Origin of the sequence: Falsiroseomonas sp. (genome assembly GCF_051860665.1) — a bacterium.
In the GTDB taxonomy this organism is placed as follows: Bacteria; Pseudomonadota; Alphaproteobacteria; order Acetobacterales; family Acetobacteraceae; genus Falsiroseomonas.
Genome location: NZ_JBHYDM010000020.1, coordinates 45,482 through 66,738 on the forward strand (window position 1 = coordinate 45,482; position 21,257 = coordinate 66,738).

24 protein-coding genes are annotated in these 21,257 nt (G+C 71.4%); 11 read left to right on the forward strand and 13 right to left on the reverse strand.

Features of this window, described 5'->3' with window-relative positions:
• Window positions 1-62 precede the first annotated feature (62 nt).
• From ACTIF1_RS18325 to ACTIF1_RS18360, 8 genes are all read left to right on the forward strand, one after another.
• Window positions 63-578, forward strand: coding sequence for a hypothetical protein (locus ACTIF1_RS18325; RefSeq protein WP_439597896.1), 516 nt, complete (start codon window positions 63-65; stop codon window positions 576-578).
• A 22-nt stretch (window positions 579-600) separates the two neighbouring features.
• Window positions 601-960 (forward strand): hypothetical protein, encoded by a 360-nt coding sequence (locus ACTIF1_RS18330; protein WP_439597897.1) that lies wholly within the window; start codon window positions 601-603, stop codon window positions 958-960.
• A 6-nt stretch (window positions 961-966) separates the two neighbouring features.
• The gene (locus ACTIF1_RS18335) at window positions 967-2,220 is read left to right on the forward strand and encodes an MFS transporter (RefSeq protein WP_439597898.1); all 1,254 of its coding nucleotides are present in this window, start codon (window positions 967-969) and stop codon (window positions 2,218-2,220) included.
• 14 nt (window positions 2,221-2,234) lie between these two features.
• On the forward strand, window positions 2,235-3,224 hold the full coding sequence (locus tag ACTIF1_RS18340) for a Gfo/Idh/MocA family protein (RefSeq protein WP_439597899.1): 990 nt from the start codon (window positions 2,235-2,237) through the stop codon (window positions 3,222-3,224).
• A gap of 29 nt (window positions 3,225-3,253) precedes the next feature.
• Window positions 3,254-3,577: a hypothetical protein gene (locus ACTIF1_RS18345; RefSeq protein WP_439597900.1), complete on the forward strand. Its 324-nt coding sequence runs from the start codon at window positions 3,254-3,256 to the stop codon at window positions 3,575-3,577.
• A 72-nt stretch (window positions 3,578-3,649) separates the two neighbouring features.
• A complete protein-coding gene (locus ACTIF1_RS18350; protein WP_439597901.1) occupies window positions 3,650-4,000 on the forward strand; it encodes a RidA family protein in 351 nt (116 codons plus the stop codon).
• Between the two features lie 336 nt (window positions 4,001-4,336).
• Complete coding sequence (locus tag ACTIF1_RS18355) at window positions 4,337-5,266, forward strand: CHAP domain-containing protein (protein ID WP_439597902.1); 930 nt, start codon at window positions 4,337-4,339, stop codon at window positions 5,264-5,266.
• Between the two features lie 33 nt (window positions 5,267-5,299).
• On the forward strand, window positions 5,300-5,806 hold the full coding sequence (locus tag ACTIF1_RS18360; RefSeq protein WP_439597903.1) for a cupin domain-containing protein: 507 nt from the start codon (window positions 5,300-5,302) through the stop codon (window positions 5,804-5,806).
• Here the strand turns inward: ACTIF1_RS18360 and ACTIF1_RS18365 are convergent, their stop codons facing one another.
• The 4 genes from ACTIF1_RS18365 to ACTIF1_RS18380 are packed head-to-tail and all read right to left on the reverse strand — an operon-like array spanning window position 5,807 to window position 10,287.
• Complete coding sequence (locus tag ACTIF1_RS18365) at window positions 5,807-6,772, reverse strand: lysophospholipid acyltransferase family protein (protein ID WP_439597904.1); 966 nt, start codon at window positions 6,770-6,772, stop codon at window positions 5,807-5,809.
• The gene (locus ACTIF1_RS18370) at window positions 6,765-8,165 is read right to left on the reverse strand and encodes a cytochrome P450 (RefSeq protein WP_439597905.1); all 1,401 of its coding nucleotides are present in this window, start codon (window positions 8,163-8,165) and stop codon (window positions 6,765-6,767) included. Before ACTIF1_RS18370 ends, ACTIF1_RS18365 begins: the two co-directional genes overlap by 8 nt.
• Before the next feature lie 28 nt (window positions 8,166-8,193).
• Window positions 8,194-9,261 carry an alcohol dehydrogenase gene (locus ACTIF1_RS18375; protein ID WP_439597906.1) on the reverse strand — a complete coding sequence of 356 codons (1,068 nt, stop codon included), beginning with the start codon at window positions 9,259-9,261 and terminating at the stop codon, window positions 8,194-8,196.
• A 54-nt stretch (window positions 9,262-9,315) separates the two neighbouring features.
• Complete coding sequence (locus ACTIF1_RS18380; protein ID WP_439597907.1) at window positions 9,316-10,287, reverse strand: tripartite tricarboxylate transporter substrate binding protein; 972 nt, start codon at window positions 10,285-10,287, stop codon at window positions 9,316-9,318.
• A gap of 126 nt (window positions 10,288-10,413) precedes the next feature.
• On the opposite strand from ACTIF1_RS18380, the gene ACTIF1_RS18385 reads away from it, so the two are divergent.
• On the forward strand, window positions 10,414-10,653 hold the full coding sequence (locus tag ACTIF1_RS18385) for a hypothetical protein (protein WP_439597908.1): 240 nt from the start codon (window positions 10,414-10,416) through the stop codon (window positions 10,651-10,653).
• Here the strand turns inward: ACTIF1_RS18385 and ACTIF1_RS18390 are convergent.
• The 3 genes from ACTIF1_RS18390 to ACTIF1_RS18400 are packed head-to-tail and all read right to left on the reverse strand — an operon-like array spanning window position 10,637 to window position 13,485.
• The gene (locus tag ACTIF1_RS18390; RefSeq protein ID WP_439597909.1) at window positions 10,637-11,488 is read right to left on the reverse strand and encodes a hypothetical protein; all 852 of its coding nucleotides are present in this window, start codon (window positions 11,486-11,488) and stop codon (window positions 10,637-10,639) included. The genes ACTIF1_RS18385 and ACTIF1_RS18390 overlap by 17 nt on opposite strands.
• 57 nt (window positions 11,489-11,545) lie before the next feature.
• Window positions 11,546-12,712 carry a toxic anion resistance protein gene (locus ACTIF1_RS18395; RefSeq protein WP_439597910.1) on the reverse strand — a complete coding sequence of 389 codons (1,167 nt, stop codon included), beginning with the start codon at window positions 12,710-12,712 and terminating at the stop codon, window positions 11,546-11,548.
• The gene (locus tag ACTIF1_RS18400) at window positions 12,709-13,485 is read right to left on the reverse strand and encodes a hypothetical protein (protein ID WP_439597911.1); all 777 of its coding nucleotides are present in this window, start codon (window positions 13,483-13,485) and stop codon (window positions 12,709-12,711) included. The genes ACTIF1_RS18395 and ACTIF1_RS18400 overlap by 4 nt, the downstream gene beginning before the upstream one ends.
• A 271-nt stretch (window positions 13,486-13,756) precedes the next feature.
• On the opposite strand from ACTIF1_RS18400, the gene ACTIF1_RS18405 reads away from it, so the two are divergent.
• Both ACTIF1_RS18405 and ACTIF1_RS18410 read left to right on the forward strand, forming a co-directional pair.
• Window positions 13,757-14,386, forward strand: coding sequence for a hypothetical protein (locus tag ACTIF1_RS18405; protein WP_439597912.1), 630 nt, complete (start codon window positions 13,757-13,759; stop codon window positions 14,384-14,386).
• A 33-nt stretch (window positions 14,387-14,419) separates the two neighbouring features.
• Complete coding sequence (locus ACTIF1_RS18410; RefSeq protein ID WP_439597913.1) at window positions 14,420-14,989, forward strand: calcium-binding protein; 570 nt, start codon at window positions 14,420-14,422, stop codon at window positions 14,987-14,989.
• A 24-nt stretch (window positions 14,990-15,013) separates the two neighbouring features.
• On the opposite strand, the gene ACTIF1_RS18415 is transcribed toward ACTIF1_RS18410, so the two are convergent.
• From ACTIF1_RS18415 to ACTIF1_RS18440, 6 genes are all read right to left on the reverse strand, one after another.
• Window positions 15,014-15,895 (reverse strand): ABC transporter permease, encoded by an 882-nt coding sequence (locus ACTIF1_RS18415; RefSeq protein WP_439597914.1) that lies wholly within the window; start codon window positions 15,893-15,895, stop codon window positions 15,014-15,016.
• Window positions 15,892-16,839 carry an ABC transporter permease gene (locus ACTIF1_RS18420; protein ID WP_439597915.1) on the reverse strand — a complete coding sequence of 316 codons (948 nt, stop codon included), beginning with the start codon at window positions 16,837-16,839 and terminating at the stop codon, window positions 15,892-15,894. The genes ACTIF1_RS18415 and ACTIF1_RS18420 overlap by 4 nt, the downstream gene beginning before the upstream one ends.
• A gap of 133 nt (window positions 16,840-16,972) precedes the next feature.
• The gene (locus ACTIF1_RS18425) at window positions 16,973-18,487 is read right to left on the reverse strand and encodes an ABC transporter substrate-binding protein (RefSeq protein WP_439597916.1); all 1,515 of its coding nucleotides are present in this window, start codon (window positions 18,485-18,487) and stop codon (window positions 16,973-16,975) included.
• Complete coding sequence (locus tag ACTIF1_RS18430) at window positions 18,484-19,539, reverse strand: ABC transporter ATP-binding protein (RefSeq protein WP_439597917.1); 1,056 nt, start codon at window positions 19,537-19,539, stop codon at window positions 18,484-18,486. The genes ACTIF1_RS18425 and ACTIF1_RS18430 overlap by 4 nt, the downstream gene beginning before the upstream one ends.
• The gene (locus ACTIF1_RS18435) at window positions 19,536-20,522 is read right to left on the reverse strand and encodes an ABC transporter ATP-binding protein (protein WP_439597918.1); all 987 of its coding nucleotides are present in this window, start codon (window positions 20,520-20,522) and stop codon (window positions 19,536-19,538) included. Before ACTIF1_RS18435 ends, ACTIF1_RS18430 begins: the two co-directional genes overlap by 4 nt.
• Complete coding sequence (locus ACTIF1_RS18440) at window positions 20,519-21,220, reverse strand: DUF1028 domain-containing protein (RefSeq protein WP_439597919.1); 702 nt, start codon at window positions 21,218-21,220, stop codon at window positions 20,519-20,521. Before ACTIF1_RS18440 ends, ACTIF1_RS18435 begins: the two co-directional genes overlap by 4 nt.
• Window positions 21,221-21,257: the final 37 nt, after the last annotated feature.

Genomic DNA, 21,257 nt, shown 5'->3' on the forward strand with positions numbered 1-21,257 from the left:
ATCGGCATCACGCCACGCCCTTGGGCGTTTGCGAAGCGCCTGCGCGATGCCAAATGGACATGATGCCCGATACCGCCATCACCCTGGGCGCCGCCGAAGACGGCAGCCTGTCCTATGCCATCCCGCTCTCCCCCGAGGCCCTGCCCCCGGTTGCCCCTTCGGCGCTGCTGAATGCCTGGGAGGCGGCCCGCGCCCATGCGCAATCCGGCCAATGGGGCCCGGTGCGCCGCCTGCTGTTCCGCGGGCCGCAGGGGGCGGCCATCGTGCTGGCGATCGCCGACCGCGATGCGCGGTCCTGGGCCGAGGCGGTGGACCGCCGCGTCGACCTCGCCACCCTGCCCGGCCTGGCCCTGTGCCTGCGGCTGCTCGCCCTGGTCGAGGTGATGGGCCGCAGCGCCTGGATGGCCGGGCTGTTCAACGTGACGGCCGAAGGGGTGGAGCTGCACCCCGCTTTGGTGCGCGCCGCGGCCGCCATGCCGCTGGATGCGGCGGCCAGGTTCGACGCGGAGCGGATTCGCGCGCTATTGTCCCGCGCCCTGCCCGCCTCCCGCGTCGCGGTCCCCGAGATCCCGGCCTGACGCGCCGACCGAAAGCCCCGCCATGTCCCCGCTCCGCGCCCTGACGCTGCCAACCCTCCTCGCAACCATCCTTCCCCTGGCGGCCTGCAACCTGCCGCTGCCGCAGCCGATCAGCGCCCCGCCGCCGCCCGCCCCGGGCCAGCGCGACGCGGCCTATGAGGCCTGCCGGGCGGAGGCGACGCGCATCGTGCAGTACCGGGAGCGCGGGCAGCAGATGCGCACGGATGAGACCGAGTCGAGCCTCGGCACCCTCTCCGTCACGCCCTTCAGCCGCCTGCAATCGGACCGTGGCGCGGCGCAGATCGACCGCGACCGGCTGGTGGCCGATTGCCTGCAGCGCGCCCCCGTCGCCGCACCCGCCGCCGCCAGCCGGGGGCGCTGAGCGGGGGTGGCTTCCTCCGGCGCGCTGGCGCGCGCCCTCTCCACCCGTGATTCCCGCCTGTTCTTCAGCGGCTCCATGGTCGCCTGGACCGGGCTCTGGATGCAGCGCATCGCCGTGTCCTGGCTCGCCTGGGAGCTGACGGGCAGCGCCTTCTGGGTCGGCATGGTCGCCTTCTGCGACCTGGCGCCGGCGGTCTTCATCAGCCCGGTGGCGGGTGCCATCGCGGACCGGGTGGACCGGGTGAAGCTGGCGATGTGGACACAGCTGGCCATCGCCCTGCAATCGGCGCTGGTCGCCGGCTTCACCTTCAGCGGCCAGATGACCATCACCCTGCTGCTGGTGCTGGAGTTGTGTGGCGGCGTGGCCGCCAGCTTCGCCCAGCCGGCGCGGCAGACGCTGATGCCCGGCATCGTGGCCCGCGCCGACCTGCCGGCCGCCGTCGCCGCCAATTCGCTCTGCTTCGCCACCGCCCGCTTCATCGGGCCCGCCATCGCCGGCCCCGTCATCGCCGTCTGGGGCGTGGTGCCGGCCATTGCCGGCAATGCGGTGGGCTATCTCTTCGCCTGCCTCTCGATCTGGCTGCTGCGGATCGATCCCAAGGAACGCCAGGGCCATCCGGCCTCGAAAAGCCTGTTCGGGGAGGTGGTGGAGGGGCTGCGCTATGCGGCGCGGCATCCGGGCCTCGGCCCGATCCTGCTCTATGCCGCCCTCGGCGCATTGCTGCTGCGGGGCGTGCAGGAGATCCTGCCCCCCTTCGTCGAGCGACTTTTCGGCCGCGGCGCCGAAAGCCTGGCCATCCTGACCGCCTGCTTCGGCATCGGCGCCCTGGTCTCCGGCCTCTGGGTCGCCTCCCGCGGGCGGCTGGAGGGGACGACGCGGCTGGCGGTCTTCGCCGGCCTCGCCCAGGCCGCCGCCACGGTGGGCTTCGTCGCCACCAGCTTCTTCCCCTTCGGCATGCTCTGCGCGGCGCTGATCGGCGGCACCGCCTCGATCCACGGCATCAGCGTGCAGACCCTGATCCAGAGCGCCACGGACACCACCTATCGCGGCCGCATGCTGAGCCTCTGGGGCCTGATCACCCGGGCCTTCCCGGCGCTCGGCGCGCTCTCGCTCGGCGCGGCGGGGGAGATCTTCGGACTGCAATGGCCGACGCTGGTGGCGGTGGCGGTCTTCCTCGGCGTCTTCGCCTGGGGGGTGGGCCGCCTGCGCCGGATGGAACAGGCGCTGGAAGGTGATCCGGCCTCGCCGGACAATCGTTGAAAGAGGAATCGAGGATGCTGAACGCGGCGATCGTGGGCATGGGCCGCTGGGGCCAGGTGCTGGTGAACAGCGTGCAGGACCAGGGCAAGCCGAAGCCGGGGGCGGCGATCCGCTTCGTGGCCGGCAGCACCCGCAGCCCGGACAAGGCGCGGGACTGGGCCGCGACGCAGGGCCTCCGCATCCTGCCGGATTTCGAGTCCGTGCTGGCCGACCCCGCGGTGCAGGCCGTGGCGCTGGCGACGCCACATGCCCAGCACGCGGCCCAGGTGGTGGCCGCCGCCCGCGCCGGTAAGCATGTCTTCGTCGAGAAACCCTTCACGCTGGACCGCGCCAGCGCCGCCGCCGCGGTGGCGGCCTGCCGGGAGGCGGGGGTGGTGATGGCGCTCGGCCACAACCGCCGCTTCCTGCCTGCCGTCGCGCTGATGAAGCAGATGCTGGCGGAGGGTGCGCTGGGCACGCTGCTGCATGTGGATGGCCAGTTCAGCGGCCCCGGCGCGCGCGCCTACCAGGCCGGCATGTGGCGCGCCGACCGGGCCGAAAGCCCGCTCGGTGGCATGGGTGGCATGGGGATCCATATGATCGACATGATCATCCACCTCGCCGGGCGTTTCCGGCAGGTGACCGTCCAGAGCCACGCCCAGGTCAGCCAGACCATCGACGATACCACGGCGATGCTCGGCCTGCTGGAGCGCGGCGCCACGGTGAATTTCGCCACCCTCTCCCTGAGCCCCTCCTTCTGGCGGGTCGCGCTGTATGGGACGGAGGGAATTCTTGTTCTCCAAGGGCATGAGAACCTGTCCTTCATCCCGCGCGAGGGTCAGGGCTGGGTCAAGGAATTTCCGAAGACCGATATCGAAGCCGCTGAACTTGCAGCATTTGCCGCGGCCGTCGCCGGTGGCGCGGCCTATCCGCTGCCGGTTGAGGAGGCGATCCATGGCGTCGCGGTCTTCGAGGCGATGATCGGCGCCGCCGCATCCGGCAGCAGCTACGCCGTGGTGGCGTAACGGCCGGCAGCTCGGCTAGGCTGCGCGTCATGACGACGCGCCGCCGCCTGCTGACCTGCCTGCCCGCAGCTGTGCCCGCAGCTTTGCCCATTGGCGGCGCCCTGCTGCCGGCCGCCGCCGGGGCCTTCAGGCTGGAGGCACCTTCCGCCGCCACCGCCGCGGATTATGGCACCGGCTGCCCGGCAACCCAGGCGCATGAGGCCCTGCAGGCGGAGCTGGACCGGCTGCTGGACGGCCGGCCGCTGCCGCCGGCCCTGGCGCCGGAGCTCGCCCGGCTGGCGCGCTGCCCCTTCTGCGGCTGCGCGGTGGCCGGCGCCGCGGATCATGGCGAGGCGCCCGCGCCCGCGCGCTGAGCCGCCAGCTTGCCGCCCAGCCATACCCAGCCTAGGAAAAGCGCGCCGAAACCGCTCGAGGAGCAAAGCGCGATGTCCAAGATCACCCGCCAGGGCAGCAACCAGATCCTGTCCTCCTCGGTGGAGTACCACAACTTCGTCTACCTGGCCGGCATGACCGCCGACGACCTGTCCCAGGACATCACGGGCCAGACCCGCCAGGTGCTCGCGAAGATCACCGCCGCGCTGGAAGCCAATGGCACCGACACCACCCGCCTGCTGCAGGCGCAGATCTGGCTGAAGGACATCCGCGACCGCGATGCCATGAACAAGGTCTGGATCGAGTGGCTGGGCGATGCCGGCCGCCCGGTGCGCGCCTGCGTCGAGGCCAATATGGCCGATCCGCGCCACCTGGTGGAGATCATGGTCACCGCCTGCCGCTGAGGCACGCGCGCCCCCCGCGCCAGGCGCGGGGGGCACCCGCCCGAATCTCACCCATTCGGGATCGACATGACAGCCATGTGACTCGATCCTGGCACCTCTCCATTCCGTGTTTCGAGTGTTGCTTTCATGCCGCAACACTGTGGCTTCGTGTTTCGCCGTGTTTCATCCTAGGAAGATGATCTTTTCCTGGAAGCTCATCCACAGCGAGGCTGAACGAATCAGCGCATATTTCGCCGTGTATCATCACAGCGGGTTGCCCGGCCCCGGCGCCCACGGTTACCGCAGTCACCAGGCGAGCCATCCGGGCTCCGTCGGTGGCGAAACAGGGGATACTACATGCGGGCAAAAGGCACGCTGGCAGCACTCTGTGTCTTCATGGGCGCGGCGCTGACACATCTTCCGGCCGAGGCCGCCGAACGCAGCGGCCGGACCGCGCAGAAGCAGTCCCGCCCCGCCCAGTCCACCGCGACGCCCCGCCCAGCCTCCCCCGCCGAACTGCGCCAGCAGGCCGCGCAACGCGCCAGCGCCACCCGCCAGGCGGCGGCGGCCCAGCGCCAGGCCGCGCAGCGGCCCACCGGCACCGCGGCCCATCGGCCCGCCGCCACCGCCGCGCGCCGCCCGGCCGCCGCCTCCGCCAGCCAGGCGCAGGAGGTCCAGCGCCTGTCGCAGCAGCAGGCCCCGGCCGCCACCCGCATCGCATCGCTCGGCGTGATGCGCCCGGCCCTGGCGGTGGGCGCCGGCACGCCGATCCTGCCCGTGGCCGCCACCAGCGGCCTGTCCTGCGTGCCCTTCGCCCGCATGGCCACCGGCATGAACATCAGCGGCGATGCCCGCATGTGGTGGCACAATGCCGCCGGCAGCTATGCCCGCGGCAATGCGCCGGAGCGTGGCTCCATCCTCGCCTTCACCGCTTCCGGCGGCATGTCGCGCGGTCATGTGGCGGTGGTCAGCCGGGTGCTGGACCCGCGCACCATCCATATCGACCATTCCAACTGGGCCGGCCCCGGCATCCGTCGCGGCAGCGTGATGCGCGGCGTGACGGTGGTGGACGTCTCGGACCGCAATGACTGGACCGCGGTGCGCGTCCAGGTCGGGCACGATGCCTCCAGCTTCGGCCGCACCTATTCCACGCATGGCTTCATCTACAACCGCCCCACCGGCACCCGGATGATGACGGCCGAGGCGGCCGGCTATACCGAGGTGGCCGAGGCCTCGCCGCATGCGGCGCAGCACCAGCGCCTGGCCGCGCAACTCTTCGGCCAGTGAGGCGTCCCCCTCGCGGCTGGCGAGGATCCGGGGATGCATGAACGCGGCGCCGATGGCGTGGAACGGCTGAGGCTCGGCGACAGCGCCAGCCTCGGGGGGCAGATCCCGAACAATCCGCGCCTGCCGGTGCTGCTGCACTGCGGCGCGACGCCGCCCGGCGACCCGGCCGCCGCCGAGGCGCTGTTTGCCCGGCATGGCTGGCCGCCGGCCTGGCGGAACGGGATCTTCGACCATGACCATTACCACCCCAACGCCCATGAGGCGCTGGCGGTTGCCCGCGGCCATGTGCGGGTGCGGCTCGGGGCGGAGGCGGGGGTGACGCTGGATCTGGCGGCGGGCGACGTGGTGGTGCTGCCGGCCGGCACGGCGCATCGCAACCTCGGCCAGTCGGAGGACCTTCTGGTGGTCGGCGCCTATCCGCCCGGCGACCCGCCCGAGCAGTTTTCCAACAGGCCCGGGGAGCGGGAGCGGGCGCTGCATGCGATTCCCGCCACGCCCGACCCGCCCTGCGATCCGGTGACGGGCCTCGCCTACCGTTAGCTACCGGTCCGGCTGGAAGACATGCGCCATGAACCACTGTTCGGGATGGGCGCGCACAACCGCCTCCACCACCCGGTCCAAGGCCGCGATATCCTCCAGCACCGCCGCGCGACCGCGCCCTTGCGGGCCGACCGGGACGGGCGGAAGAAAATGCAGGCGGAAGCGGGCGGCCTCGCCCAACCGCTCGGCATAGGCCGGCACCAGCGCCGCGCCGGTGGAGGAGGCCAGGCGCACGGCGCGCATGATGTTCCCGTCCATGCGCAGCGGCCGGCCGAGGGCGGGGGCATGCACCCTGCCCTCCCAGAACTCGTCCACGTAATACAGCAGCGCCGCCTCCCGGCTCTCCAGCACGCGATGCGCCTCGAAAACCGCGCCCAGCGTCGGCGCCACGGCGACGGCGGCCTGCGGCCCCGCGGCGCTGCGGCTGCGCCCCCGCGCCCGGTCCGCGATGCGCATGCGAAAACGGTTGGGCAGGCGCTGGTAGATGGCGTGGAAGGGAATGCCGAGCTGGGCGAGGCCGGCATGCACCACCTCCCAATTCCCGACATGCAGCCCGGCCACGATCAGCGGCTGGCCGGCCTCGCGCGGGCCCAGCACATGCTCGGCGCCCACCACCTCGATGCGGCCCTCGGCGCGGAAGCGGGACAGGGCGGCGAATTCGCCGAAGCATCGGCCGACATGCGCCCAATGGGCGGCGAGCAGCGCCTCGATTTCCGCCTCACTCGCCTCCGGCCGCAGAAGCCGCAGCAGGGCGCGGACGCGGTCGGAGCCCACCTGCCGCTTGCGCCCGGCCCGCAGCCCCATGCGGGCGCCGAAGGCGGAGGCGGCCTCGGTGGGCAGGGCGCGCATCGCCTGGTGCGGCAGCCAGTCGGCCAGGCCCTGCAGGGGATCGCGAACCCAGTAGCGCAGCAGCGCCTGGCGTTCGGTCCAGCGCCAGGGCGGTGCGGGGTAGAGGTGGTCAACCAAGCGGCGCGATCCGCATCGGCAGGGTTTCGCCCGGGCGCAGCGTCAGCCGCGCCACCGGCATCACCTGCGTCCCCGGCTCCAGCGCCAGCCGGAAATGGCCGGCGAGCGCGGCCAGGCAGATGGTCGCCTCGGCCAGGCCCAGATGCATGCCCGTGCAGATGCGCGGCCCGGTGCTGAAGGGGATATAGGCATGCCGTGGCGGCTTCGGCGCGCCGGGCAGGAAGCGGTCGGGGATGAAGGCATCCGGCTGGTCCCAGAGGCCGGGCTTGCGGTGCAGCAGCCAGGGGCTGACCAGGATGATGGTGCCCTTCCGCACCGGGCGGTCGCCGATCCGGTCCGGCCCCAGCGCCTCCCGCGACAGCAGCGGCACGGGGGGGTAGAGCCGCAGCGTCTCCTCCACCACGGCGCGGGTGAAGGGCAGGTTGGGCAGGTCGGCGAGCGTCGCCACGCGATCGCCCAGCGCACCGCGCACCTCCTCGACCAGGCGGGTCGCGCTCGGCGCGTCCTGGGAGAGCATGAACAGCGCCCAGGCGAGGGTATTGGCCGTGGTCTCGTGGCCGGCCATGAACAGCACGATCGCCTCATTGCGGAAGGCGCGGCGGTCCATCGGGCGGTCCGTGCCGGGAACCTTGGCCTCCGACATGGCGCGGATCAGGGAGGCCTCACCCTCCCCCGGCGCGTCCAAAATGCCGGCGATCAGCCCGTCCACCACCTGGTGGATGCGCCGCGCCGAATCCCGCACGGCGGCGCTGCGGTAGCGCGGAAACCAGTCCGGCAGGCCGAGCAGCGACAGGAGATCGGTCTGGCCGATGCAGGCCTGATAGTCCGCGAAGGCGGCGACCACCTCCTTCGCCGCATCGCGCCCCAGGGCGCGGCCGAAGATGGTGCGGCAGATGATCTCGGCGGTCAGGTGCCCCATCTCCGCCAGCACATCCAACGGACGGTCGGGCGGCAAGGCGCGCCAGGCGTTGCGGCGTTCGGCCGCGGCCTCGGTGATCGCGGGTGCGAGTTCCGCCAGGCGGGAGACATGGGTGACCGGGGCGACGACGCGGCGGCGCTCGCGCCAGAGCGGCCCGTCGGAGACGAAGAGGCCGTCGCCCAGCAGCGGGATCAGCGCGTGGCGGTGCTGCGGGCTCTTGCGCTGGAAATTCTCGTGCCGCTCGACGAAGACGTAGTGCACCGAGTCCGGGCTGTTGCAGACCACCACATCCCGCAGCAACAACCGGCTGCCATAGACGTCCCGCTCGAAGGAGGATTTGGCCCAGATGGCGAGCCAGTTCTCCCGCGCCAGCCTGAGCATCTGGCGCAGCGGCAGGCCCCGATCCGGCCTTGGCGGATAGGGCGGCACATAGGGCGCCAAGGTGGTTGGCGGGGCAGCCGGTTCGATCAGCATGCCCCGCAGACTACAGGGATGGGCGGCGTTACGCAGCCTCCGCCGTCAGCACGATGCGGCCGGTCACCTTGCCCTCCCGCAGCCGCTGCAGGGCGCTGTCGGCGTTGCGCAGCGGCTCCCGCGTCACCGGGATGCCCGGCAAGCCGCCGCCCTGGGCGATCTTCACCAGCTCGCGCAGCTCCTTCGGATTGCCGACATAGCTGCCGCGCACGGTCAGCGCCCGCATCGCCATGACCGGCAGCGGCACCGTCAGCTCCCCACCGAAGAGCCCCACCTGGATCAGCGTGCCGCCCTTGGTCAGCGCGTCGAAGCACATGCGCGCGGTCTGGCTGCCATTCACCAGGTCGATGATCGCCTCCACCGGCCCGCCGCAGAGCGCGACCAGCCGCTGGACCGTGTCATCCCCGCCCGGCTGGAAGGTGTCGGAGGCCCCGGCCTGCCGCGCCGCCTCCAGTTTTTGTGCGCTCAGATCGACCGAGACGATGCGCTTGTGCCCCATGGCCTTCAGAACCGCGATCGCCTGCAGGCCCAGCCCGCCGGCGCCGACCAGCACGATCGGCACCTCGGGCGGCATCGGCATGATCTTGTTGATGGCCGAATAGACGGTGATGCCGGAGCAGGCATAGGTGGCGGCCAGCGCCGGGTCGAGGTCGCCGGCATCGACCAGGTGGCGCGGCTCCGGCACCAGGATGTGCGTGGCGTAGCCACCATTCTGGAAAATCCCCAAGGCCTTGCCCTGGAGGCACATATTATCCTCCTCCGCCCGGCACTTGGCACAGGTGCCGCAGCCGACCCAGGGGAAGACGATTCGGGTCTGGCCGACGGCGAGCCCCTGCCCCTCGGCCTCCGGCCCCCATTTCACCACGCGGCCCACCGTCTCATGCCCCATGGCCAGCGGCAGCTTCACGCCGCGATCCGAGAGCTTCATCTTGCCGCGGCTGCCTAGGTCCCATTCGCCTTCCCAGACATGGATGTCGGAATGGCAGACGCCGGCATGGGTAACCTCGAGCAGGACCTGCTTGCCGGTGGGCTCCGGCGTCGGCAGCTCGATCTCCTGCAGCGGCTCTCCGGCTGCGACCACGGCCCAGGCTTTCATGCGCGCGTTTCCCCGATTGCGTGGCGGGCATCGCAACAGGGGAAGGCCCGCCGGTCAATCCGGGCGGATATTGTTCTCCCGCACCACCTGACCCCAGGTCGCGATCTGCCGGGACAGGAAGGGCGCGAAGGCCGCCTCCCCCTGCGGCTCCAGGTCGATGCCGAGCGCCAGCACGCGCTGGCGCAGTTCCGGGATCGCCAGCGCCTCGAGCAGCGCCGCCTCCATGCGCTGCTTGATCGGCGTGGGGATGCCGGCGGGGCCGAGAAACCCCCAGAAGGCGCGGGCATCGATGCCGGGCACACCGGATTCCGCGAGCGTCGGGATATCGGGCATGGAGGGCGAGCGGGTCGCGCCGGTCTGCGCCAGCGGCACCAGCGCGCCGCTGTCGATATGCGCGCCGATGGCGGGCCGCGTGGCGACGGGAAGGTCCACTTCGCCGGCCACAGCGGCGACCGAAAGCGGGCCGCCGCCGCGATAGGGCACATGCACCAGTTGAAGGCCGGCCGCCTTGCCGACCAGCGCCATGGTCAGATGCGCCAGCGACCCGTTGCCGATGGTGCCATAGGTGAGCGTATCCGGCTTCGCCTTGGCGGCTGCCGCCATCTCGCCAAAACTCTTGAAGGGCCGTGTGCGATGCGCGGTGAGCACCATCGGCGCCGTTCCGAACAGCAGCAGCGGCGTCAGGTCCCGCTCCGTGTCGAAGCCGATATTCGGGATCAGGGACGGGTTCACCGCATGGGTGTCGAAGACCAGCACCCAGCTGTTCCCATCCGGCGCGCTGCGCGCCACCGCCGCCGTACCGATGGCGCCCGAGGCGCCGGTGCGGTTCTCCACCACCACATTGGTGCCGAGGATGCGGTTCAGATGCGGCTGCAGCAGCCGCGCCAGCGCATCCGTGCTGCCGCCGGGCGGAAAGGGTGCGACGATACGGATCGGGCCGGAGGGCCAGGCGGGCTGCGCACGCAGCGCCGGCGCGGCCAGCGCGGCGCCGGCCGAAAGCAGCACGCGGCGCGTGAGCTGGGGCATGTTCTGGTTCCTCCCTGGTCTTTCTTGCCGACCATTAGGCCGAAGCCCGGACCCGGCTACAAGCCGCGCCGCAACGGCCCCGCGTCCAAGGCGTTGGAGACACCGGACCATGAGGAGGATTGCGACATGATCAGGAAGCCCATCGCTCCCGCCAGCTCGGACGCACCGGGCGAGCTGGCCGGCGAGGACCTGACCGGCCTGGTCGACGGCCTGACCGGCCACCCCAAGGGGCTGGACCTCCGCGAAGCCGAGGCTGGCGCGGCCGCCGCCGAAGCCGCCGAAGCCACGGAGATGACGGAGGAGGAGCGCGAGGCGGCCGAGGAGGCGGAGGCGCGCCCCAACCTCGGCTTCACCCCGCCGCGCTGAGGGCGATCTCCGCCGCGCGGCGGGCCATGCCGGCATTGTCGTGGCCAACATCCGGCACCGTCTCCAGCCGCCACCGGAAAGGCAATTCGAGCCGCCAGGCCTCGGCGCGGGCGGTGGCGTAGAAGTTCAGACCGCGCGCCAGCCGATGCGGGCCCTGCGCCATGGCGCCGGGCTGGCGCGGCAGGGAGGGATGGCGCGGATCGGCGTCATCGGCACCGAGCAGCACGGTGACGGGCCGCGCGAAGGCGGCCTCCAGCCGCGACTCCTCCAGCGCGATGCCACCGAGGCCGAAGGGAAAGGCCACGTCCCGCACCGGCATGGTGTAGGAGCCCGCATTGGCGGTGATGATCGCCTCCGCCCGGCTGGCCTCCGCCAGCAGCAGGGTGCGATGGACGAATTGCGCGCCGGCGGAATGGCCGAACAGCGTGTAGCCGGGGCGCGTTGCGCCGGTGCGGGCGCGCACCGCGTCCCAGATCCGGTCGATCAGGCCGAAGGTCCAGGATTCAGGCGGGTTGGGCCGAAGATCCTCGGTGACGACATTGCCCCAGGTGTAGGAGGCGACGGTCGGAAACAGCGCGCGGGAGAATTCGGGGGCGACCAGCAGCAGGTTGGCGGCCTCCGCCTGCGGCGCCCATTCCGCCAGGTAGCGATCGGCGTCCCGCCGCAGCCCGTGCAGGACGATGATGGCGCGGCCATCGGGGCGCCAGTTCGTGGGGCGATGGACGAAGATGCGCAGGCCGGCGGGGTCCGGCATTTCGAAGACCGTCTGGGCGCTTGCCACGCGCGGCAGCGCCGCCAGCGCACCCAGCGCAATCAGTTCGCGGCGATCCAGCATGATGGTCCTCCCTGCCGTCGCAGCATCCGCGCGCCGGCAGGGGGATTCAAGCGTGCGTCACACCGGCCGCGGCGCCGGCGGCGGCGGCTTGGCTGCCTTCAGGGCCCGGCGGATATCACCCTCCAGCTTCTCCAGCTCCTCCGCCGCGCGCAGCCGCTGGCCGCGGGCCTCGTCGGCGATGCGCAAGCTGTCCTCGATGGTGGAGACCAGCGCGGCATTCGCCTTCTGCACGGCGGCCAGGTCGAAGACGCCGCGTTCCAGCTCCGTGCGGGCTTCCAGGTTGCCGCGGCGCAGCGTCTCGGCATTGGCGGTCAGCAGCTGGTTGGTCAGGTCGGTGGCGGCCTTCACGGCCTGGCCGGCCTCGCGCATCCGGTGGATCGCCAGCGCCTGGGCCAGCTGCTGGCGCCAGAGCGGCACCGTGTTCGCCAGCACCGAGTGGATCTTGCTCGCCAGGGCCTTGTCGTTTTCCTGGATCAGCCGGATCGAGGGCAGCGCCTGCATCGCCACCTGCCGCGTCAGGCGCAGGTCGTGCACGCGGCGGTCCAGCTCATCCCGCGCGCTGCGCAGGTCGCGCAGCTTCTGCGGCGCCAGGTCGTCCGTGGAATTGGCGACGGCCGCTTCCATCGCCGGAATCGCCTCGCTGTCGGTCCTGCGCAAAACCTCCTCGCCGGCCTGCACATGGGTGCCGAGGGCGTGGAACCACTCCAGCGTCGCCTGGTACAGCCGCTCCAGCCGCTCCACATCCTCCAGCAGGCGCGTGCGGTGGGTGTCGAGCTTGTCGCCGATGCCCTCGATCTGGCCCTTCACCGTCTCATAGCGGCCGATGATCTCCGTCACCTCCGCGCCGGCCTTGGTGAAGATCCGGGCGAGGAAGCCGGGGCGTTCGTCGAGCTTGGTGACGTCGAAGCCGCGCAGCGTCTGCAGCAGGCTGGCCAGCGTGCGGCCGGCCTCCCCCGTTTCCTGGTTGCGGGCGCCTTCCAGCATGGCGTCCGCGGCGGCCTGGGCCTGGGTCTGGGTCTGCTGGCCGAAGCGCAGGATGGAACCGGGGTCGGACAGGTCGATCTGCTGCGCCAGCTCACCGATCATCGCATCCGGCACCGCGGCGCGGGCCGGCGCGGCCTCCGACAGGTCACGCTCCGCGGCCGCCTGGGCGGTGGCGATCGGCGACGGCGCCGCGGCGGGCCCGCCATGGGGCTTCGGGCTGTTCGGCTTGGTCGTGCTCATGCGTAACCCTCCTGGCGCAGCCTTTCGGCGAGCACCTTCACCTGGATATCCAGCGCCACGCTCTCCTCAGCGCGCAGCTTGCTACGCAGTTCGTCGGCGGCGGTCTGCATGTCCGTGAGCAATTGCGGCAGGCTGGCCGGCGGCTCCGCGCCCGCATGCAGGCGCTGGGCGATGCGATCCAGCCCATCGAGATGCACGGCCAGGAAACGGCGGGCGAGCGGCAGGCGGTCCGGCCGCGCATCCAGGTCGTCCAGCACCGCATCCATCGCCTGGGCGATGCCGGCCATGCGGGGTTCGGCGCTGATGCGCGCGAGGCGGGCGCGCGCTTCCTCCAGCGGGCCGGGCGGCGGGGGCGGCACGGCGGGGGCGGGCGGATCGACCTCCACCTGCGCGCCGTCATACATCAGCCGCGTGCCGAGCCAGGCACCGGCGGCCAGCAGCAGGGCGATGGGCAGGCCCGTATTGGCGCCGAGGAAGGCCACCAGACCGGTGGCCACCGCGGTGAGAATCGCCGCCCGCCGCGTATCGCCCCGACGGCCTCGGCGCAGCACGCGGACCGCCAGGATCGGCAGCAGGATGCCGAGGCCGGCGGCGACCAGGCCGCGCGTATTCCCGCGCACCACCTCCACCACCACGTCGAAGAGCAGCGGCCAGGTGAAGAGCGGCAGCAGCAGCCCGCGGGTGCCGTTGCGGAAATGGCTGAAGGCGCCCTCCGCCCGGGCGCGCGCGCCGCGCCAGGGGTCGTTCTGCCAAAGCCCGCGATCCTCCGCCATCAGCGGAACAGCGCGATGGCGCTGGCCAGCCAAAGGCTGAGCGTCAGCAGCCAGAAGCCGGCAACGCGCCGCGCGGGCGCCGGCAGGGTGGGCAGCAGGATCTTGGGAGGTCGGGCCATGGCGCCCCAAGAGATCGCCGCGCGGGGGCGCCGGATCAAGGGCAGGCGCCAAGTTAGGCGAAGCCGATGCCCGGCATAGGCGGATCCGGCGGGACGAGGCGGCGCGGGCGTGCTCTAGTCTGTGCGTCATCGCATCGGAAAGGCCGCGACACATGACCACCGCCCGCCCCCAGCCCCTGGCGCCCGAGGCGCTGCACAACGTCACCGGCGGCGAAGGCGGCCGCGGCGGCGGCGGCCCCCTCTTCGGCACCGGCACCGCCGACGAGGTCTTCGGCACCGAGCATGCGGACCGGATCTCCACCGGCGCCGGGCGGGACCTGGCGGTGGGTGGCGCCGGCGATGACGTGATCGGCGGCGGCGAAGGCAATGACCGGCTGCTTGGCGGCAGCGGCGACGACACGCTGGCGGGTGGCCAGGGCGCGGATCATGCCGATGGCGGCGACGGGTCCGACACCATCCTGTGGCGGCCCGGCGAGGGCAATGACACGCTGCGCGGCGGCCACGACGCGGTCTGGGGCGAGGAGAGGCTGCCCGGCCAGCAGCCGGAAGGCCCCGATGGCAGCACCGATACGCTGCGCCTGGAGCTCACCGGCCTGACGCCGGAGCAGCTGATCGCGGCGATGACCCTGGCGGAAGGCTCCGCCCAGCCGGTGCTCCAGGATGGCTGGATCGATGTGACCGGCGTGACCGGCAGCATCACCATCGGCGGCGAGACCATCCACTTCTCGCAATTCGAGCGGCTGGAACTGGCCAACTCGGAGACGCCCTCCTTCGGGCGCTGATCCGGGCGAGGCAATCGGCAAGGGAAAGCAGCGATGACCAGGACCACCCCTTCCCCGCAGCCGCTGGAGGAGGCCGCGCTGGCCGCGGTGGCCGGCGGCGCGCAGATCCTCGGCAGCGGCCAGGGCGAACAGCTGATCGGAACGGCCGAGGGGGATCTGATGGCCGGCAATGGCGGGCATGACCGCATCCTGGGCGGCGCCGGGGCTGACATGATCGGCGGCGGCGAGGGCCATGACCAGGTGATGGGCGGGGATGGCGACGACACCCTGGCCGGCGGCCGCGGCGCCGACCGCGTGGATGGCGGCGCCGGCTCCGACACCATCCTGTGGCAGCCCGGCGAGGGCAACGACACGCTGCGCGGCGGAGAGGATGCAGACGGTGGCATCGATACGCTGCGCATGGAGCTCACCGGGCTGACGCCCGAGCAGCTGGTGGCCGCCATGACCCTGGCGGAAGGCTCCGCCCTGCCGGTGATCCGTGATGGCTGGATCGACGTGACCGGCGTGACCGGCAGCATCACCATCGGTGGCGAGACGCTGAGTTTCGCGCAGTTCGAGCGGCTGGAACTCGCCTCCGCGACCGGCCCGTCCTACGGGCGGTAGGACGGGCGGGGCGATGCCCTGGCCTCAGCGCCGGTCGGCGCGGGGGTCCAGGGCATCCCGCAGGCCATCGCCCATCAGGTTGAAGGCGAGCACCACCACGAAGATCGCGGCGCCAGGGGCAATGGCGAGCCAGGGCGCCGTCTCCAGGAAGCGTTGGGCGCTGTTCAGCATGGACCCCCAGCTCGGCGCCGGCGGCTGCTGGCCGAGGCCCAGAAAGCTCAGCGAGGCCTCGGCGATGATCGCCTCGGCAATCGAGAGCGTGGACTGCACCAGCAGCGGCGGGATGATATTGGGCAGGACATGGACGAAGGCGGTGCGCCAGGGCGGATTGCCGAGGCTGCGCGCCGCCTCCACCCAATCCGTCGACTTCGCATCCAGCGCCATGCCGCGCGCGAGGCGCACGAAGATCGGGCTGGCGGTGATGGCGATGGCCAGCATCGCGTTTTCCAGCGCCGGGCCGAGGAAGGCCGCGAGGGCGATGGCGAGGATCAGGAAGGGCACGGAGAGCATGGCATCGGCGATGCGGGAGATCAGCGCATCCACCCAGCCCCCCGCCAGCCCCGCCAGCAGGCCGAGCGGCACGCCGATCAGCACCGCGCCGACCACGGATACGACGCCCGCCATCAGCGAGGCTCGCGCGCCCCAGATGACGCGGGACAGCACGTCGCGCCCATTCTCATCCGTGCCGAACCAATACAGTTCCGACGGCGGGCGGCGGATGCGGGACCAGCTGGTCTCGATCGGGTCGTAGGGCGCGATCCAGGGGGCCAGGATCGCCACCAGCACGAAGGCCAGCACCACGATGAAGCCGGCCAGCGCCAGGCGGTGGCGGATGAAGCGGCGGATGGCGCGGCGCGTCGGGCTTTCGCCGCGCGCCAGGGCCACAGGGGCGGTGCTCGCGCTCATGCCTGCCGCAGCCTCGGATTGATGGCCATGTAGAGGATGTCCGCCAGCAGGCTGAGCGCCACGAAGATCAGCGCGGTGGCCAGCACCACGCCCTGCACCACCGGATAGTCCCGGTTGAAGACGGCATCCACCACCAGCTTGCCGAAGCCGGGGATGGTGAAGATCTGCTCCGTCAGCACCGCGCCAGCCAGCAGCCGGCCGAACTCGATGGTGCCGAGCGTGACGACCGGGATCAGCGCATTGCGCAGCGCGTGCTTCCAGACCACCACGCGCTCCGTCAGCCCCTTGGCGCGGGCGGTGCGGACGTAATCCTGGGACAGCGCCGTCAGCATCGCTGCCCGCGTATGGCGCATGAGGACGGAGGCGACGCCGGTGCCGAGGACGAAGGCCGGCATGATGGTGGTGGCCAGCGACTGCACCGGATCCTCCCACAGCGGCACGTAGCCCGAAGGCGGCAGCCATCCGAGCTGCACACTGAAAAAAAGAATCATCATGATGCCGAGCCAGAAATTCGGCGTGGAAATGCCGAACAGCGCGATGCCATTCGCCGCCCAGTCCCAGGCGCTGTCCTTCTTCACCGCGGAGAGGATGCCGAGCGGCACGCCGATGGCGATGGCGATCAGGAAAGCCATAGTGGCGAGCTGCGCCGTGACCGGCAGCTTCTCCAGGATCAGGTCGGAGACCGGCATGCGGATGCGCCAGGAAAAGCCGAAATCCCCCTGCAGCACATTGCCGATCCAGTAGAGGTATTGCGCCCAGATCGGCTGGTCGAGCCGCAGCTCCGCGCGGATCTGCGCCAGCACCTGCGGGTCGCCGCGTTCCTCGCCCGCCAGGATCATGGCGGGGTCGCCGGGCATCAACTGCTGCAGCCCGAAGATCAGGAAGGAGAGAATCACCAGCGTCGGCAGCACCTGGCCGAGGCGTTTCAGAAGCCAGTTCCACATCTCAGGTCAGCTCCTGGCGCTTGGCCCATGCCCCCACCCCGACCCTCCCCCGTAAACGGGGGAGGGAGAAAAGCCCTCCCCTGCGTGGCGGGGGAGGGTTGGGTGGGGGCTCTTACCCCACCCCTGCCCTTCCTCAGTTCAGCCGCATGCCCTGCAGCCGCACCATCCCATCCGCGATCGGCTGGTAGCCGGTCAGCCGGGCCGAATGGATCATCACGTTCTTGCGGTGCCACAGGTAGATCCGCATGCGGTCGCGGCCCAGCGCCAGCTCCATGATCTGGCGATACAGGTCCTGCCGCTTCGCCACGTCCTGCTCGACCCGCGCGGATTGCAGCAGCGCATCCACCTCCGGGTTCGCATAGCGGCCGTCATTCTGGCCGCCCGTGGAGTGCATGAAGGCGAAGATATTGCCGTCCGGATCGGTGCGGCCGGACCAGCCGAGCAGGAAGGTCTCGAATTCGCCGCGCACGGCACCGGCGAGCGCGGAGGCGAATTCGGCGGCGCGCAGCGTCACCTCGAAGCCACCCTCGCGCGCCATGGCCTGGATCACCTCGCCGGCCTGGCGCAGGTCCGGGTTGTTCGGCACGGTCAGCTCCACCGGCACCGGGCTGGTAAAGCCGGCCTCACGCAGCAAAGCGCGGGCGCGGGCCACGTCGCGGGTCTCGGGCTGGAAGCTGCGGACATGGAAGCTGCTGGCCGGCGGCACCGGCTGGCGCGTCGGCGTGTACATGCCCTCATAGACCACCTGGTTGATGGCGGCGCGATCGAGGGACAGTTCGAAGGCCTGGCGCACGCGGGCATCGCGGCCCATGGGCGTGTTCGCGCGCGGGCCGTTGCCGATATTGATGGTGATGCCCTGGTAGCCCAGCTCCTCCACCGGCACGCCACGCAGCGCGCGGTTGCGCTGGATGGAGCGCAGGTCGTCCGGCTCCATCCGCTCACCGAATTCCACCGCGCCGGATTGCAGATTGGCGAGCCGCACGGTGTTGTCCGGGATCGGCAGATAGGTCACGCGGTTGAAGTGGATATTCGCCGCGTCCCAGTATTCCGGGAAGCGCTCCAGCACGATGCGTTCCTGCGCCACGCGCTCCACGAAGCGCATCGGGCCGGCGCAGACGGGGCGGTTGCCGAAATTGCGGCCGGCGGCCTCGGCGGCCTTGGGGCTCACGATCATGCCGGCGCGGTCGGTGAGCGTGGAGAGGAAGGCGGCATTCGGCTCACCGAGCTTGATGCGGACCGTCAGCGGGTCCACCACCTCGATGGCCGTGATGGCGCCCATCTCGGACCGGCGGAAGCTGCCCTGCAGGGTCAGGTGGCGGTTCAGCGAATAGCGCACCGCCTCCGCATCCATCATCTCCCCGTCATGGAAGCGCACGCCCTGGCGCAGGCGGATGGTCAGGGTGGTGGGGTCGTCCCAGGTGAAGCCGGTGGCCAGCTGGGGGATAGGCTGCAGCTGCGCGTTGATGTCGAAGAGCTTGTCGCAGAAGCCCATATAGACGATGCGGCCGACATAGGTGCGGGACAGGGTGGGGTCGAGGATGTCCGGGTCCTCGCGCAGCGCGATGCGCAGGTTCTGGCCAAGCGCGGCCGGCGTCGCGCCGAAGGCGGCGAGCGCCACGAGGCCCGCGGCGAGGGTTTTGCGGATCATGCCAGTTCTCCCGTTTTTTCTGTCTGGTCGGTGAAGTAGGCCTGCAGCCGGCGCAGGCGTTCGCCGCCGGTATCGGCATCATGGCCGGCAATGGCGGGTGGCAGACTGCCCTGGAAATGGCAGGCGGCGACATGCCCGACGCCCTCCATCGGCGGCACCTGCTCCGCACACAGTGGCTGGGCATAGGGGCAGCGGGTGCGGAAACGGCAGCCGGAGGGCGGGTTGATCGGGCTGGGTATATCGCCTTCCAGCAGCGGCGCGTTCGCATGCCCCTGCCCCGGTACGGCGGCCAGCAGGGCGCGGGTGTAGGGATGCCGCGGTGCGCCAAAAACCTGCGCGGTCGGTCCTTCCTCGACGATGCGGCCGAGATACATCACGGCCACACGGTCCGCGATATGGCGCACAACGCCGAGATCGTGGCTGATCAGCACGAAGGTAAGGCCGAGTTCCCGGATCAGGTCCTGCAGCAGGTTCACCACCTGCGCCTGCACCGAGACATCCAGTGCCGAGACCGGCTCGTCGCCGATGATGAGTTTCGGCTGGCTCGCCAGCGCCCGCGCAATGGCGATGCGCTGCCGCTGGCCGCCCGAGAATTCATGCGGCCAGCGCCGCGCGAGTTCCGGCCGCAGCCCGACGCGGGACAGCAGCTCCGCCACGCGCTGCGTCTCCTGCGCCCTTGGCACGATGCCATGCAGGCGCAGCGGTTCCGCGACGGCCTGCTCCACCGTCATGCGCGGATCGAGACTGGCAAAGGGATCCTGGAAGATCAGCTGCATGTCGCGCCGCCGTGCCCGCAGCGCGCGGGCGGAGAGGCCGCGCAGGTCCTCGCCCTCGAACATGATCTGGCCCTGGTCCGCCTCGATCAGCCTGAGCGCCAGGCGGCCGAGCGTCGACTTGCCGCAGCCGCTTTCGCCCACGATGGCCAGCACGCTGCCCTTCGGCACGACCAGCGAAACCCCATCCACCGCGCGCACCGCGCCGCGCCGGCGGCCCAGCGCGTCGCGCACCGGAAAACCCTTGGCGACGTCGCGCAATTCCAGCAGAGGCGTCATGCCGCCTGCTCCAGCAGGGTGTCCAGCGGCGCGCGCCAGCAGGCCGCCTGATGGCCTGGCGTGATTTCTGTCAATGGCGGCTGTTCCGCGCATTGCGCGATGGCGAAGGGGCAGCGCGGGGCGAAGCGGCAGCCGGGCGGCGGGTGCATCAGGTCGGGCACGGTACCCTCGATGCTGGCGAGCCGCGCGGCGCCACCCTCCAGCCGCGGCGCGGCGCCCAGCAGCCCGATGGTATAGGGGTGCTGCGGATTGGCGAAGAGATCGGCGGCGGTGGCGCGCTCCGCGACGCGGCCGGCATACATCACCACGACATCATCGGCATGGTCGCGCACCACGCCGAGATCGTGGGTGATCAGCACCACCGCTGTCCCCGTCTCCCGCTTCATCTCGTCGATCAGCGCGAGAATCTGCGCCTGCACCGTCACGTCCAGCGCCGTGGTGGGCTCATCCGCGATCAGCAGGCGCGGGCGACAGGCCAAGGCCATCGCGATCATCACGCGCTGGCGCATGCCGCCCGAGAGCTGGTGCGGATAGCTGCGGGCGCGGCGCTCGGGTTCCGGGATGCGGACGCGGCGGAACATCTCGATGGCCTTGGCGAAGGCCGCCTCCGGCGCCAGGCCCTGGTGCAGGCGGAGCGCCTCCGCCACCTGCTCGCCTGCGGTGAAGGCGGGGTTCAGGCTGGTCATGGGTTCCTGGAAGACCATGGCCATCTCGCCGCCGCGCCGCGCGCGGCGCTGGTCCGGCGTGAGCGCCAGCAATTCCTGCCCGGCCAGGCGGATGCCGCCGCCGACCTCGCCGCCCTGCGGCAGAAGCCCCATGATGGCGAGCGCCGTCACCGACTTGCCGCAGCCACTTTCGCCGACCACGGCCAGCGTCTTGCCGGCCTCGACGCTGAAGGAAATGCCATCCACCGGCCGCAGCCGGCCGCGATCGGTGGGGAATTCGACGGTGACGCGGGCGAGTTCCAGGACCGGCGTGCTCATTCCGACTGCGCCTCCGCGATGGCTGCCTGGATCACCGCCCGGTCGAAGACGCCGGGATGGTCACGCCCCGGCAGGAAGCGCCGGAAATGGCGCAGATAGCCGCGCCAGACGATATGCAGCCGGCGCAGTTCTGCGAGTGGGTCGGGATGGTCATCCACCCGCAGGTCGAGGTCTGGATAGGGGTCGGCCGAGGCCACCTGCATGGCCGCCGATTGCCGGCCGCGCTTGTCGCCGCCCGCTGCCTCGCCGGCCTCCATCGCCAGCAGCAGGCGTTCGGCCATCGGCAGGCCGGCGCTGGCCAGGGCCGCATCCAGCGTCGCCCGCACCACCTGCGGCCCGGCCAGCATGTTCCCGGCCACCGAGACATCCGGCGCCGAAACATGCCCGCACCAGTCGATGCAGCCCTGCCCGGTATGCTGCGCGCTGGTCCCGTCCGCCGCCAGCAGATGCGCCTGGCGCATCGCCTGGCCGGCATCGGCCTGCATCAGTTCGGAAAGCGCCTGCACCGGCCCCTGCCCCGCCCGCAGCCGGGCCAGCGCATCCGGGGCCACAAAAGGGTTCACCAGGGCCTGGGTGCTGGCGGCGCCGATGCCACCTTCGACGCGAGGGCACAGCGCGCCCGCGGCCAGGAAGCGGCTGGCCACCGCGACGCCGAGTTCACCGGTCGTTGGATCGCGCAGAAGGATCGACCACGTCATGCCCTGCTACATGACAGGCTGACCCGATGGCGCAAGC

Coding starts and splice junctions, on each gene's coding strand:
- ACTIF1_RS18325 (WP_439597896.1), top strand. CDS start 63: ATGCCCGATACCGCCATCACCCTGGGCGCCGCCGAAGACGGCAGCCTG.
- ACTIF1_RS18330 (WP_439597897.1), top strand. CDS start 601: ATGTCCCCGCTCCGCGCCCTGACGCTGCCAACCCTCCTCGCAACCATC.
- ACTIF1_RS18340 (WP_439597899.1), top strand. CDS start 2,235: ATGCTGAACGCGGCGATCGTGGGCATGGGCCGCTGGGGCCAGGTGCTG.
- ACTIF1_RS18345 (WP_439597900.1), top strand. CDS start 3,254: ATGACGACGCGCCGCCGCCTGCTGACCTGCCTGCCCGCAGCTGTGCCC.
- ACTIF1_RS18350 (WP_439597901.1), top strand. CDS start 3,650: ATGTCCAAGATCACCCGCCAGGGCAGCAACCAGATCCTGTCCTCCTCG.
- ACTIF1_RS18355 (WP_439597902.1), top strand. CDS start 4,337: ATGCGGGCAAAAGGCACGCTGGCAGCACTCTGTGTCTTCATGGGCGCG.
- ACTIF1_RS18360 (WP_439597903.1), top strand. CDS start 5,300: ATGCATGAACGCGGCGCCGATGGCGTGGAACGGCTGAGGCTCGGCGAC.
- ACTIF1_RS18370 (WP_439597905.1), bottom strand. CDS start 8,165: ATGCTGATCGAACCGGCTGCCCCGCCAACCACCTTGGCGCCCTATGTG.
- ACTIF1_RS18375 (WP_439597906.1), bottom strand. CDS start 9,261: ATGAAAGCCTGGGCCGTGGTCGCAGCCGGAGAGCCGCTGCAGGAGATC.
- ACTIF1_RS18380 (WP_439597907.1), bottom strand. CDS start 10,287: ATGCCCCAGCTCACGCGCCGCGTGCTGCTTTCGGCCGGCGCCGCGCTG.
- ACTIF1_RS18385 (WP_439597908.1), top strand. CDS start 10,414: ATGATCAGGAAGCCCATCGCTCCCGCCAGCTCGGACGCACCGGGCGAG.
- ACTIF1_RS18390 (WP_439597909.1), bottom strand. CDS start 11,488: ATGCTGGATCGCCGCGAACTGATTGCGCTGGGTGCGCTGGCGGCGCTG.
- ACTIF1_RS18395 (WP_439597910.1), bottom strand. CDS start 12,712: ATGAGCACGACCAAGCCGAACAGCCCGAAGCCCCATGGCGGGCCCGCC.
- ACTIF1_RS18400 (WP_439597911.1), bottom strand. CDS start 13,485: ATGGCGGAGGATCGCGGGCTTTGGCAGAACGACCCCTGGCGCGGCGCG.
- ACTIF1_RS18405 (WP_439597912.1), top strand. CDS start 13,757: ATGACCACCGCCCGCCCCCAGCCCCTGGCGCCCGAGGCGCTGCACAAC.
- ACTIF1_RS18410 (WP_439597913.1), top strand. CDS start 14,420: ATGACCAGGACCACCCCTTCCCCGCAGCCGCTGGAGGAGGCCGCGCTG.
- ACTIF1_RS18415 (WP_439597914.1), bottom strand. CDS start 15,895: ATGAGCGCGAGCACCGCCCCTGTGGCCCTGGCGCGCGGCGAAAGCCCG.
- ACTIF1_RS18420 (WP_439597915.1), bottom strand. CDS start 16,839: ATGTGGAACTGGCTTCTGAAACGCCTCGGCCAGGTGCTGCCGACGCTG.
- ACTIF1_RS18425 (WP_439597916.1), bottom strand. CDS start 18,487: ATGATCCGCAAAACCCTCGCCGCGGGCCTCGTGGCGCTCGCCGCCTTC.
- ACTIF1_RS18430 (WP_439597917.1), bottom strand. CDS start 19,539: ATGACGCCTCTGCTGGAATTGCGCGACGTCGCCAAGGGTTTTCCGGTG.
- ACTIF1_RS18435 (WP_439597918.1), bottom strand. CDS start 20,522: ATGAGCACGCCGGTCCTGGAACTCGCCCGCGTCACCGTCGAATTCCCC.
- ACTIF1_RS18440 (WP_439597919.1), bottom strand. CDS start 21,220: ATGACGTGGTCGATCCTTCTGCGCGATCCAACGACCGGTGAACTCGGC.